Genomic DNA, 13,257 nt, shown 5'->3' on the forward strand with positions numbered 1-13,257 from the left:
AAAGCTAAGCAGCATTTGGCTGAGCGCGAGACATTGTTTGTCTCTACTTACTTTTTGCGCAACTACAGAGGCATTCATTGTCTCGCGCTATCGCAAACGGTCGAACTTCGCATGGAAACATGGCGGAGATATTGGCGGTTGAAGAAAGGCAACCGGAAAGGATAACGCATCTATTACGTACTGCTGTCATTCCCGCGAAGGCGGGAATCTAGGTCTGACTGTCGGTTGAAATGAAGCGCTTTGGTACTTTTGACATTCTTGCCTGGATCCCCGCCTACGCGGGGATGACGGGAGAGGGTGTGGCCGGGGAAGCGCCAAGGTCACGACGGCGGCGCGAGCGCGCAAATGAGACGCGAGTATCCATGAGGCATGTCCACATTTGTGGGTGTTGGCAAAAGCACTTCTGCAATGCCTCCGGCAGATTCATCATGGACCCTCGGGTCAAGCCCAAGGGAGACGAGAGAGGGAAATACTGTGTTGGAAGTGCTGAGCCAGCATGCGCGGCGTGAACGCAGAAAAGAGCCGCGTAATCTCCCTCCCCTTGATGGGGAGGGATTAAGGGTGGGGTGATAGTGGCTAAGCCGCCTTCGCGCTTACCGCCTCAGCAATCCAACCACCGCCAAGCACTTCGGTGTTGGGGCTGTCGTCAGCGTAAAACACACAGGCTTGTCCCGGAGAAACGCCATGTTCACCGCCGATCAGTTCCACCTCAACCACACCGTCAACAACGCTAAGGCGTGCTGGTTGTGGCGGACGTGTAGAACGGACTTTGGCTTCGATTTCAATTGGCCCATCTCGTTCAATATCGGAAAGCGATTTCGACCCAAGCCAATTCACTTGCTTCAGGCGCACCGAGCGCGTGGCCAAAGCTTCATATGGCCCAACGATCACTTGCTTAGTGTCGGGATCAAGTTTGACCACATACAAAGGATCAGGCGCAGAAATGCCCAATCCACGACGCTGACCAATCGTATAATGGATGATGCCTTTATGCTCACCCAGCACGCGACCGTCCATATGCACAATCTCGCCAGGGTCAGCCGCTTCAGGCTTCAGCTTGGTGATAATTTGCGCGTAATTACCATTGGGCACAAAGCAAATGTCTTGGCTGTCGCTCTTCTCAGCAACCACCAAGCCCATTTCGCGCGCAATGTCGCGCACTTCTTCCTTGGTCATGCCGCCAAGCGGAAAGCGCAAATAATCCAATTGCTCTTGTTCAGTGGCAAACAAGAAATAGCTTTGGTCGCGACCATGATCGTTCGGGCGGAACATGCCCCAGCGGCCATCCTTCTCAAGCGATTGAATGTAATGGCCGGTCACCAAAACGTCCGCGCCAAGCTCTTTGGATACGCGCATCAAATCAACAAACTTCACAGTTTGATTGCATTTCACGCAAGGAATTGGTGTTTCGCCACGCACATAGCTTTCAGCAAAATCATCAATCACCGCTTCACGGAAACGGCTTTCATAGTCCAAGACATAATGCGGAATACCAATGGCTGCGGCCACGCGGCGGGCATCGTGAATATCCTGCCCAGCACAACATGCACCTTTGCGGTGCATCGCTTCACCATGATCGTAAAGTTGAAGAGTAACGCCAAGGGTTTCATATCCCTCGCGCGCCATAAGTCCAGCCACAACCGAACTGTCCACGCCACCAGACATCGCCACCACAACGCGGGTGTCTTCTGGGCGCTTGTTAATACCAAGCGAATTCATTTTTTCTCCATCCAAATTGGGGTTAAGGGCCAACGGATGAGCGCGATCTAACAATTATGAGCAAAAATGACAATCAAAAACCGAACCCGTTGCGTAAAACTCATATGGGCACATTCTGCCCTTCACCCCGCAATTTGTGCCCCGTCAGCACAATTTTCCTAAACAGATACAAATGGATTATCAGGCAACTAGTTGATTTTACTAATATTATTTGCCGACCAAAAACTGGCCCGCTACTTGCATAAATGTGAGTGGACACATGTCACAAGTTTCGATGAGTGGGTAAAAAACGTGCAATTTGGATTATCAGCAGCGGTAAGTTTTCCAGGCTTTGAACTGGCAGGCGATATCAAGTCCGATACGGGCAGCATCAATTCTGGTCAGCCAGGCGAAGGCAGCACGGGATTTGAAGCGCTATTGGCGGCATTGGTGGCTGGGAACGGCAATCAGAAAACCGAATTGAACATTGAAGAGCTTAAACTTGAAGGCGTGACGCCTGAAACCCAAGAAATTATTGATGCACTGGCAGGCATGGCCGAGGCGTTGGTGCCGCTGGCCAATGCGTTCGACAATTTGCAAATTCCAACATCAGAACAATTAGATCAAGCGCGTAACGCGTTGGGCAAATTGGTAGAAAGCATCAATGCTCACCCCAATCGCCCCGAATTAACGATGAAAGGCCCTATTGGCGCATTCGCTGCACAATTATCTCAATTGCGTCAGGCTGGGATCGACGCTGGTAAAGAAGGCGCTAGCGACTTTGCCAAGGTTGGCAATTTAATGGAGCGGCTCGACAAAATTCTGAGCCAGATGGCGGGCACTGCACCGCAAGCACAACAAAATATTGGCGAAAAAGCTTCTCTCAACATCCACCAAATGATTGATCGGCTGAACAATCTGGCCGAGAAGCTGCCAACACTCCCAGCCCAATTTGAGGCACAACTGAAGGCGCAACAGCCGTTTGGCAATTCAATTGTTCAAGCGCAAACCAATCAGCAGCCTGCAACCGCAAACCCATTTGGCAACGCTGATCTTGCGTTAGAGCAAAAAGCAGGCACTCAACCTGGTGCTCAAACACAAGGCGCACTGGCCAATGGCTCTGAGACAGCAAAGCCGGGAAGCCCCAATGCTCAGCAGCCTAATCCTCAGCAACAAACAGCAGCAGCGACAGCTGCCGCCCCTGAAGGCGCTGAACCCGACATATTGGCGCAATTGGCAAATTTGGGTCAGCAACAAAGCGCAGAAGCAAAGAAAATCGATCGTTCCTTCGCGCCATCCGGCAGCTTCGCTGATGCCGCTGCTGCAGAAAACGCGGACACTTCAACACCCCGGATGACTTTTGCGCAAGTAACCCGCGAAGCACATCTACAGACGGCAAATGCTTATCCCGCAACGCAAAAAGCGACGTTGACGGCTACTGCCACTGCGCCGCTTCCATCTGATCTCGATAGCGTTGAAACAGGCACCGAAAAACTGCTCGCGCAGCACAAAATTGAGACTTTCCAGCAGCAAACAAACCATATTGAAGCCGCCAAAGCACAAGCTGGACAACGCCAAGTGAACATCCCTGGCGTAGCATTCGAAATTGTCCGCCAGTTCCGCGCAGGCATGCAGCGATTTGAAGTGCGCCTTGATCCACCCGAAATGGGGCGCATCGACGTTCGCATGGAAGTGGAAGGCAACAACGTCACTGCCCGCATGGTTGTGGAGCGCGCTGAAACACTAGATTTGCTACAACGCGACGCCCGCGCGCTTGAACGTGCTTTGCAGCAAGCAGGGCTGAATGCCGAGCGTGCGAACCTGCAGTTTTCACTGAAACAGGATGGGCAAAATTCAAGCCCGAATTTTGAAAATGGCGGGCGCGATAATGACGGTTCAAAAACCGCTAATAGCGACCAGCAACTAGAAGACGAAACCCAATTGGGCACAACAACCACCTATCGTGGCACCGCCGGACCCGGCGGGCTCAATATGTGGGCTTAGGAGCATAAAATGGTACAACTCGCACCAGCAAGCGGCCTTTCTGCCACCCAATCGGACCTTACAAGTTCACGCAAAACCATTGCGGAGAACTTCGATACATTTTTGAGCATCTTGACCACGCAGCTCAAGAACCAAAATCCGCTTGATCCGCTGGATACGAACCAATTCACCTCACAAATGGTGGAATTTACCGGCGTCGAGCAACAGCTCAAAACCAACGAGTACCTAGAAGCACTGATCAAAGCGAATGAGGGTTCGTTCGCCTCCCAAGCTGTGTCCTATATTGGCAAGGCCGTCACCGCGTTTGGCTCGTCTTCGCAAATGAAAGATGGCAACGCTGAATGGACATACGGGCTGACCGCAGACGCGCCAGAAAGCAAAATCACGATCAAAAATGCTGCAGGCGCTGTGGTGTTCACAGAAGAAACGGCGCTGACGCAAGGTGAGCATACCTACACATGGGACGGAAAAAGCGCCGATGGCGTTCAACTTCCCGAAGGCCAATATAGCATCGACATTGAAGCCAAGAACGCTGATGGCAAAATCATCGACAATTACACCATGACCAAAGGCATTGTGGAAACTGTGGACTTTGCTGGCGAAGAGCCAATTCTGGTGATCAACGGCAACAAAGTGAAACTATCATCAGTCGCTAAAGTTGGCTTAGCGAGCTAGCGTACAATTACAGGCCCCGAGTTTGGCGCATGAGCAAAACGCTTCGAGCCCGCAACACACAGCACCACCATCGAACTTGCCAGAAGCATTGGTACACTCACATGTTCTCTTAGCAAAATGGCGGCCAACACTAGCCCCATAAAGGGTTGAAGAAGCTGCAATTGACTAACCGCGGCAATGCCGCCTTGTGCCAAACCACGATACCAGAACACAAAACCGATGAGCATTGAAAACATCGACACATAAAACAACGCAATCCACGATGTCACTGGCACGTCGGCGAAACCGTCGGGCAGCGTAATCAAGGCCGCTGGAAAACTCACTGGCAACGACAAAAGAAGCGCCCAACTGATCACCTGCCAACCGCCAAATTTGCGCGACAGCTTCGCCCCTTCAGCATAGCCCAACCCGCAAGCAACAATTGCCGCCAACATCATAATGTCTGCACCGATTGTGCCCCGAGCGCCCTGGCTTAACGCAAACCCGACGACTACCAAACTACCCAAACCAGAAAACAACCAAAATAGCGGATGCGTTCTATCACCAGCGCGCAGCACCCCAAAAATGGCCGTGGCCAAGGGCAATAACCCAATAAATACAGTGGAGTGCGCGGAAGTTACCTGCTGCAACGCCAATGCGGTGAGCAAAGGAAAGCCGACGACCACACCGCCAGCCACAATCAAAAGTGGAACGACATCTTCGCGCTCCGGACGTGCCTTGGCAAAAACCAGCAAAGCAACTCCGCCTGCCAATGCCGCAAGAACGGCGCGCACTGCGGTCAAGAATAAAGGGTCAAATCCCTCAACTGCCGCGCGTGTTGCCACCAGCGAACCGCTGAAAATTGCAACGCCGATAAAACCGAAAACCCAACCGCAAGTGCGCTGATCCATAACTACTCCTCATTTCGTTGTCATGATCCGCGAAATAGGCTGGCCCAACCAGAAACAATTGGGTACAATTTTGACAAACTGTACTGATATGATTTCAATACAATCAGCATGGGACGCGGAACGTGGATCATTTCCCAAAGGAAAAAACGGCTGAAACGCGAGTGGAAATGGCCATGACCGCCATCCGCAAACGCATCAGATCAAGACAAGCGACCAGCGGTGTCCGTTTGCCTTCGATACGCGCCCTCACCCAACAACTGAAGATTTCTAAGTCGACAGTGGTTGAAGCCTATGAACGCTTGGTAGCAGAAGGCGAAGTGGCTTCACGGCCCGGCTCCGGCTTTTACATTGCTGGACATTTACCCCCTCTTTCGATCATGGAAAATAGCCCTACACTCGAACGCGATGTTGACCCCGTTTGGATGACACGCCAATCGCTGGCGGCGGATGAGCAGCTTCTAAAACCCGGATGTGGATGGTTACCGCCATCATGGATGCCCGAGCCTGAAATCCAGCGCGCTTTGCGCGCTCATGCGCGACCGGGCCAAGCAAACCTTGTTGACTACAGCACTCCGCAGGGGCTGCCGGCATTGCGTCAACGGCTGTCTCGCAAACTGATGGATCGCTCTATCGATGCCACACCAGATCAGATTATTCTCACCGAATCCGGCACCCATTCTGTCGACCTACTTTGTCGCTTTTTCCTGAAGCCAGATGACGTGGTGATCCTTGATGACCCGTGCTATTTCAATTTTCACGCGCTTTTGCGCGCCCATCGCGTGCAGGTGGTTGGTGTACCGTTCACCCCAAGCGGGCCAGATTTGAAAGCGTTTGAAGAAGCTCTAATCGAACACAAACCTCGGCTTTACATTACAAATTCAGGCTTACAAAATCCTACCGGTGCCACACTGAGCCCAGTGAATGCGCATCGTGTGCTCAAGCTCGCTGAGCAACACGATTTAACGATCATTGAAGACGATATTTTTGCCGATCTCGAGCATGGCGCAGCCCCAAGACTGGCGGCATTTGATGGATTTGACCGCGTTGTGCAAATCGGCAGTTTCTCAAAAACACTGTCCGCATCCATTCGCTGTGGATATATCGCCACAAAAAGTGACTGGGTGCCCGAAATCACAAACCTTAAGCTAGCAACGTCCTTTGGCGCCGGTGCATTCTCTCAGCAAATCGCACTGCACCTACTCAAAGATGGCGCCTATCGAAGACATGTGAACGGCCTACGGGAAAAACTTGCCGGAGCAATGAGTACGACCATTCCAAAGCTGGAGGGCCTTGGTCTATCGATTTGGACCAAACCAAATGCAGGCATGTTTTTGTGGTGCGAATTGCCGGACCAACTTGATGCGGTACAAGTGGCCAAAAATGCGCTTGAAGACAATATGATGCTTGCGCCCGGCAACGCTTTCAGCGCCAATCAAACAGCCAACAGCCATCTGCGCTTCAACGTGGCACAAATGAGTGACCCAAAAATTTTTAAGACTCTTGAAAAAGCAATGAAGCGGGCTTCGAAGAGTTAAACCGCCTCACCGATCCAGTGCGCCTTTGCCAGCAATGATTTTGTCCCGGTATTTGGCAATGCGAGCAATCCGGGTTTCACTTTTCTTCGCATTGTTGAGCGCAAAGGCGTAACTTTTTTGCCGCCCGGGGGTTAAAGCATCAAACGCTTCAGACAATTCTGGGTCAGCCGCAAGTGCTTCGGTTAACTCTTCAGGCATTTCAATTTCGCGAACGATTTTAACCGGCTTTATCCCCTTCTCAGCATAAGACATAGCTTCAGCAAGATAGGCATTTATGATGGGCGCAAACTCATTCACTTTTTGAACGCTGTCAAAACGCAAAACGCTCGGCACCTGTGCGTTCGGCCCTGCCTTTTCCAACACGCCCTCGGGGTCTTTCAACAACGATGCGTTGAGAAAGCTAAATCGGAAATCCCCCTGAAACGCGCCAATCATCGCGATATTGCGGTCTTTATGCATGTAAGTCGGGTGCGCCCACTTCACGGTTTCTTCTAACCCCGCAGCCAAACAAAGCTTACGCAGGGCCACCACACCATCGCGCCAGATTTGTGCGGAACATTGTGGCGTATCAAAACGCTTGCAGCGACCGCAGCCTTTGGTGAAATAGTCTTCAATATCTGTGATCATTGGCATGCAAATGTCTCCCTACCAAATCATGGCCTTACCGAAGTGCGTTGGCAACATCTAGTTCCTTAGCTTACTTACTTAATAAATACACTTAACCAATTCTAACCATTGGCTTTAGCAAATTTTAAGGCTGGTGGTTTAGGTTAAGCCTACTATTGGTCAAGTTTTTAGTAGTGAGTAAAATGACCGCACAAATGCGTCCACGTGTAAAATACGTAATCGGCCCAGATGGCAGCCCTCTAACGATTGCTGATCTGCCGCCAACAAATACCAGAAGATGGGTAATTCGCCGCAAGGCAGAAGTCGTCGCCGCAGTGCGTGGAGGATTGTTGAGCCTTGAAGAGGCTTGCACCCGCTACACATTAAGTGTTGATGAATTTCTTAACTGGCAAGCCGCCATCGATAAACATGGTCTTGCCGGATTACGCACAACTTGGGTTCAGCATTACCGCGACAGCTAAACCGCTGAACTGTCAATAATTTTTACAAAATCTTAAGAAGCCCGCCTTTTTTGGTGGGCTTTTTTGCGTTCGGCAATTTTTTCCCCACTAATTACCCCTTATTGCACCGGTCATTAACATTATGTTTACCACCCTCTAGGTAATTTTTGCCTAGCGGGAAGTTTTCCCGCGCTTTCGATTGGGAATCAAATTTTGAGTTGGGTGGAAGTGTGAACGGATTAGGTGAGTTTCTGGCGCGATTGGGCATAGCTCGGGTTGCCGCCATGGCCGTAACAGCAATTCTGATGGTTGGATTCTTTGCGTTTCTGATTTTCAGAGTCACTTCCCCGCAAATGGCCCCCGTTTATTCCGGATTAGATTTTGAAGACTCTGCTGCAATCGTAAAAGAATTGCGCACGATGGGTGTTCAATTTGAAATCAAAGGCGATGGCGAAAGCATTTTGGTGCCGCGCGATCAAATTACTTCGATCCGCATGAGCCTTGCTGAAAGCGGCCTGCCAAACAAAGGCCAAGTTGGTTACGAGATTTTTGATCAGCAAAACACACTTGGCGCGACAAGCTTTGTGCAAAACCTCAATCATTTGCGCGCCCTTGAAGGCGAACTGGCCCGCACCATTTCTTCCCTCTCCCGCGTTAAGTCGGCGCGCGTTCACCTTGTCCTGCCTGAACGAGAGCTTTTCCGCCGTGAAGCAAAGCAACCTTCCGCCTCTATCGTACTTGAGGTTCGTGGCGCTTTGTCAGTTGGCGAAATTCGCTCTGTTCAACACTTGGTTGCTTCAGCTGTCGATAGCCTTTCCCCAAACATGGTCTCCATCGTTGATAGCGCAGGCCAATTGTTGGCCTCAGGCTCAGACGGTGAAGAAAACATGCTCACCACCATTGGTGAAGAGCGCACATTGGCCATTGAAAGCCGCTTGCGCAGTCGCCTTGAAGACTTGCTATCAAATGTAGTTGGTGCTGGCCGGGCGCGCGTTCAAGTAAGCGCTGAACTCGATATGAACCGCTTCACCCGCACATCTGAGAGCTTCGACCCGAACGGTCAGGTTGTACGCTCAGCGCAAACACGTGAGTTGAGCAACAACTCAAAAGGCGCAGCAAATGGCGGCCAAGTCAGCGTTGCAAACGAATTGCCAGGCGCTTCAGCCAATCAGGGCGACGGCACTGGCGCCAGCGAGCAATCAGCGACAACCGAAGAAACCATCAACTATGAGATTTCAAAAACAACCCAAACTGAGGTGATTGAAGCGGGCGCAATCAAGCGGTTGTCCGTGGCTGTGGTGGTTGACGGCCTTTATGTCACCAACGCTGATGGTGTTGCAGAATATACCCCTCGCTCTGCTGCTGAAATCGAACAAATTCGCGCCTTGGTCAACACAGCTATCGGTTACGACCAAACACGTGGCGACCAAGTTGAAGTGCTAAACATGCAATTTGCAGAGCGCCCTGACCTAAGCTTTGAACCATCGGAAGCTGGTTTGTTTGACTTCACCCGCGACGACATGTTCGCCGCCATAGAAATGGCTGTCACTCTTCTAATTGCTCTGGCCCTAGTGTTCTTCGTGATGCGTCCGCTCATCAAGAAAGTCTTGGAGCCAGATGAGCAGCCAATGTTAGTGACCGCGCAAGAGGCAGTAGATGCAGCCGGAAATCCAGTAAGTGCTTCAGACCCCGCGTCGCCCGAAGAAGAAGCCCGCGAGAAATGGCTTGATGAAGCCCGCAGCCTAGGCGCAGCACAGATTGAAGCCATTGAACGCGTCGGAACGCTTGTACAAGAGAACCCAAAACAGGCCTCTATGATCATCCGCAACTGGCTCTTGGAGGCGGCATAATCAATGGCAAATGAAGTCGCAACACAGAACAGCAATGGCGTGGGTAGCCAACTCGAAGTTGGTGAAGCTGCACAAGAGCGCGAGCTTAAAGGTGATGAGCGCGCAGCCGTTATTATGATGGCCCTCGGTCCTGGATACGGCAAACCCATTTTTGAAGAGTTGGACGATATAGAGATTCGTCAACTATCACGTGCCATGTCCAATATGGGTGCGGTCACCCAAGACATGCTCGACAAAATTTTTGCCCAATTTGTGATGGGTGTGACCACCAATGGCGATTTGAATGGTGGCGTCGATTCTACTGAACGCCTGCTCCTATCATTCTTGCCCAAAGATCGGGTGGAAATGATAATGGAAGAAATTCGTGGGCCGGCTGGACGCAACATTTGGGAAAAGCTCTCAAATGTTCAGGAAGATATTCTCGCTTCTTTCCTAAAGAACGAGTATCCGCAGACCATCTCAGTGGTTTTGACCAAGCTTGAAACTGACCACGCCTCACGCGTGCTGGCGACTTTGCCCGAAGAGCTGGCCATGGACGTGGTACAGCGAATGTTGGCAATCGAGCCTGTGCAAAAAGAAATCGTAGAAAAAATCGAAGACACGCTGCGCAAAGAGTTTATGTCAACGCTCTCACACACGCGTCGGCGCGACAGCCACGAACAAATGGCTGACATCTTCAACTCATTCGACCGGCAAACCGAAGCGCGCTTCCTCACCAATTTGGAAGAACGTGACATCGAAGCGGCGGAACGCATTAAAGCGTTGATGTTTACATTCGACGACTTGGGCAATTTGGACGGCACTGCCATTCAAACTGTTCTGCAAGCGGTGGAAAAACCAATGCTTACACTGGGCCTCAAAGGTGCTTCCGACGAGACCAAAGAATTGTTCTTGGCCAACATGTCTGCACGTGCGGCCAAGATGCTCAAAGACGATATGGAAGCTATGGGACCTGTGCGGCTTAAAGATGTGGATGAAGCACAGTCATCCATGGTGAATTTGGCAAAAGACCTTGCAGCCAAAGGTGAAATCGTGATCACCAAAAATGGCTCTGATGAAGAAATGATTGGTTGATGACCCAGCCTGCAAAATTCACGTTTGATCTGGACCTTGCGCAAACATCGCGCAAGACCAAAATGATGGAACAAGAGGACCTCGATCTCTTGATTTCGCAAGCGCGTGAGCAAGGCTATAATGAAGGTTTGGAAGCCGGGCAAAGCTCTGTCGTAAGTCAAACAAGCCAGCAAATAGCTGCGGCGGCAGAACAAGTTGCGGCACTTGGAAACAATTTCTTGCAAACACTCGACCACGCACAGCAGCACCATTTGGTTCAGTCCACCAAACTGGCATCTGTTGTTGGCCACAAGCTGGCGGCTCATTTGGTAGACTCTAACCCAACGCCAGAAATTGCTGCACTATTGGAAGATTGCCTGGCTTCATTGAGCGGCACAGCCCACCTGGTAATCCGATGCAATGAACAACTATCCGACCAAGTGAAGCCGATCGCAGAACAATTTGCCCATCAAGCAGGCTATGAAGGCCGTCTTATCATTATGGGTGAACCCGATATTCCGCTTGGTGACTGTCGCATTGAGTGGTCAGACGGTGGCTTGGCCCGGAGCTTTGAAAACCTAGCGGCTGAAATTGATCAAAAAGTAGCGCAATTTGTGCGCCTGAAATCTCCTCCTGTTGCACCGGTTGAACCACTCACCGAACCACAACAGGAAACTGCTGACACGCAGAATAACCCTGAGGAAGTCCAATGAGCGACACAGACGATCCTACCGTCGACATGCCAGATGGTGGCCTAACTTCCATGCTGGATGGTCTTGAAGAAATGGAAGCCAAAGAAAAGAAGCCATCCGGTGAAAGCGGCGATAAATCCGCTGACGATCTGGAGGCCGTTTTTGACGTTCCTGTTCGCATTTCTGCCGTACTGGGCCGCACCAAAATGCCGGTTTCCGAGCTGTTGGAAATGGACGCTGGCTCTGTTGTCGAGCTTGACCGGCAAGTGGGTGAAGCGATTGATATCTATGTGAATTCACGCCTGGTGGCCCGTGGCGAAATTGTGCTTGTAGAAGATAAGCTGGGCATCACCATGACCGAGATAATTAAGGCTGGCTAAGCCAAAACCAAAAGTCAGCAAGGAATAAGATATGCGTTTATTGATCATCGGTGCACTTGAAGGCCAACTCAGCCAAGCCACAAAGCTGGCAATGGATGGCGGCGCAAAGGTCGCCCACGCCGACACTATCGACGTGGCATTGGCTAGCTTGCGCGCGGGCCGCGGTGCGGATCTGCTTCTAGCCGATGTGATGGCTGACATTCCAGGGCTGCTCGCGGCACTAGAGGCCGAACGTATCCACATTCCAGTTGTTGCTTGCGGCACAGAAACAAACGCAGCCGCGGCGGTCAACGCAATCCGCGCTGGCGCAAAAGAGTATATTCCGCTACCACCAGACGCCGAGCTAATTGCGGCCATTATTGCCGCTGTCGCACGCGAAAGCAGCGACTTCTTATATCGCGATCCAGTAATGGCACAGATGGTCAAGCTGGCGGATCAAATTGCACCATCTGAAGCGAGCGTCTTGATCACGGGAGAAAGTGGATCAGGCAAGGAAGTCATTGCAAAATATGTACATGCGCGTTCAAAACGGGCATCAAAGCCATTTATCTCAATCAACTGCGCAGCGATCCCCGATAATCTGCTAGAGAGTGAGCTGTTCGGTCACGAAAAAGGCGCCTTTACTGGCGCTGTTGCACGTCGTATCGGCAAATTTGAAGAAGCAAATGGCGGCACCTTGCTGCTCGATGAGATATCTGAGATGGATATCCGCTTGCAGGCGAAATTGCTGCGAGCAATTCAAGAGCGGATTATTGATCGCGTCGGTGGCACGAAGCCCGTTCCAGTCGACATTCGCATTCTCGCAACGTCAAACCGCAACTTGGATGAGAGCGTCAAAAATGGCGAGTTCCGAGAGGATTTGCTGTTCCGCCTAAATGTGGTGAACCTAAAAATTCCGGCGCTGCGTGAACGCCCTGGCGACATCATTGCACTGGCCGAACACTTCATCAAAAAATACGCTGAAGCAAACGGCGTGCCTGAACGCCCACTTGGTGAAGACGCGAAAAAGCAACTGGTACAGGCCCAATGGCCGGGCAACGTCCGTGAATTGGAAAACACATTGCACCGCGCGGTACTACTTGCCACAGGCGACGAGATCGACGCTGCATCCATAAGCATGCCGGATGGTTCCGGGCTTGGTGCTGCGCCGCAAGGCAGTTCAGTTGCCGCACAAGCAGCTTCAACCGCTGAAAGTATCTCACGCGCCATGGTTGGACGCACGGTAGCTGATGTCGAAAAAGAACTGATTCTAGATACACTTGACCATTGTCTGGGCAATCGCACCCATGCCTCGAACATTTTAGGCATTTCGATCCGCACTTTGCGCAATAAACTCAACCAATATGCACAAAGTGGTGAACAGATTCCCGCACCCGGTGAAAATCGCTCGTCAGGCGCAGCGTGAAAGGCGAC

General features: G+C 51.4%; 12 protein-coding genes. 9 read left to right on the plus strand and 3 right to left on the minus strand.

Annotated elements, in window-relative coordinates:
• Positions 1-576 precede the first annotated feature (576 nt).
• Entirely contained in the window at positions 577-1,719 is a 1,143-nt protein-coding gene (gene mnmA / locus QQL65_RS02020) for a tRNA 2-thiouridine(34) synthase MnmA (protein ID WP_284361571.1), read from the minus strand.
• 291 nt (positions 1,720-2,010) lie between these two features.
• Here mnmA and QQL65_RS02025 point away from each other — a divergent pair, with 291 nt between their 5' ends.
• Together QQL65_RS02025 and QQL65_RS02030 are read left to right on the plus strand one after the other, a co-directional pair.
• Positions 2,011-3,702 (plus strand): flagellar hook-length control protein FliK, encoded by a 1,692-nt coding sequence (locus tag QQL65_RS02025; protein ID WP_284361573.1) that lies wholly within the window; start codon positions 2,011-2,013, stop codon positions 3,700-3,702.
• A 9-nt stretch (positions 3,703-3,711) separates the two neighbouring features.
• Complete coding sequence (locus QQL65_RS02030; protein ID WP_284361576.1) at positions 3,712-4,377, plus strand: flagellar hook assembly protein FlgD; 666 nt, start codon at positions 3,712-3,714, stop codon at positions 4,375-4,377.
• On the opposite strand, the gene QQL65_RS02035 is transcribed toward QQL65_RS02030, so the two are convergent.
• Positions 4,374-5,267 carry a DMT family transporter gene (locus QQL65_RS02035; RefSeq protein ID WP_284361577.1) on the minus strand — a complete coding sequence of 298 codons (894 nt, stop codon included), beginning with the start codon at positions 5,265-5,267 and terminating at the stop codon, positions 4,374-4,376. The genes QQL65_RS02030 and QQL65_RS02035 overlap by 4 nt on opposite strands.
• A gap of 173 nt (positions 5,268-5,440) precedes the next feature.
• Between QQL65_RS02035 and QQL65_RS02040 the strand changes: the two genes are divergently transcribed.
• Positions 5,441-6,802: an aminotransferase-like domain-containing protein gene (locus tag QQL65_RS02040; RefSeq protein ID WP_284361579.1), complete on the plus strand. Its 1,362-nt coding sequence runs from the start codon at positions 5,441-5,443 to the stop codon at positions 6,800-6,802.
• 6 nt (positions 6,803-6,808) lie between these two features.
• Here QQL65_RS02040 and QQL65_RS02045 read toward each other — a convergent pair whose 3' ends face one another.
• A complete protein-coding gene (locus QQL65_RS02045; RefSeq protein ID WP_348529118.1) occupies positions 6,809-7,435 on the minus strand; it encodes a YdeI/OmpD-associated family protein in 627 nt (208 codons plus the stop codon).
• 176 nt (positions 7,436-7,611) lie between these two features.
• Here QQL65_RS02045 and sciP point away from each other — a divergent pair, with 176 nt between their 5' ends.
• From sciP to flbD, 6 genes are all read left to right on the plus strand, one after another.
• Positions 7,612-7,890, plus strand: coding sequence for a CtrA inhibitor SciP (gene sciP / locus QQL65_RS02050; protein ID WP_284361580.1), 279 nt, complete (start codon positions 7,612-7,614; stop codon positions 7,888-7,890).
• A 209-nt stretch (positions 7,891-8,099) separates the two neighbouring features.
• Positions 8,100-9,719 (plus strand): flagellar basal-body MS-ring/collar protein FliF, encoded by a 1,620-nt coding sequence (fliF, locus tag QQL65_RS02055; protein ID WP_284361581.1) that lies wholly within the window; start codon positions 8,100-8,102, stop codon positions 9,717-9,719.
• Positions 9,720-9,722: 3 nt separating this feature from the next.
• A complete protein-coding gene (gene fliG / locus QQL65_RS02060) occupies positions 9,723-10,793 on the plus strand; it encodes a flagellar motor switch protein FliG (protein WP_284361583.1) in 1,071 nt (356 codons plus the stop codon).
• Complete coding sequence (locus QQL65_RS02065; protein WP_284361585.1) at positions 10,793-11,485, plus strand: FliH/SctL family protein; 693 nt, start codon at positions 10,793-10,795, stop codon at positions 11,483-11,485. The genes fliG and QQL65_RS02065 overlap by 1 nt, the downstream gene beginning before the upstream one ends.
• Before the next feature lie 71 nt (positions 11,486-11,556).
• Positions 11,557-11,844: a flagellar motor switch protein FliN gene (fliN, locus tag QQL65_RS02070; protein ID WP_284362061.1), complete on the plus strand. Its 288-nt coding sequence runs from the start codon at positions 11,557-11,559 to the stop codon at positions 11,842-11,844.
• Positions 11,845-11,875: 31 nt separating this feature from the next.
• Complete coding sequence (flbD, locus tag QQL65_RS02075; protein ID WP_284361588.1) at positions 11,876-13,249, plus strand: sigma-54-dependent transcriptional regulator FlbD; 1,374 nt, start codon at positions 11,876-11,878, stop codon at positions 13,247-13,249.
• Positions 13,250-13,257: the final 8 nt, after the last annotated feature.

Origin of the sequence: Maritalea porphyrae (assembly GCF_030159895.1) — a bacterium.
GTDB classification, from domain to species: domain Bacteria; phylum Pseudomonadota; class Alphaproteobacteria; order Rhizobiales; family Devosiaceae; genus Maritalea; species Maritalea porphyrae.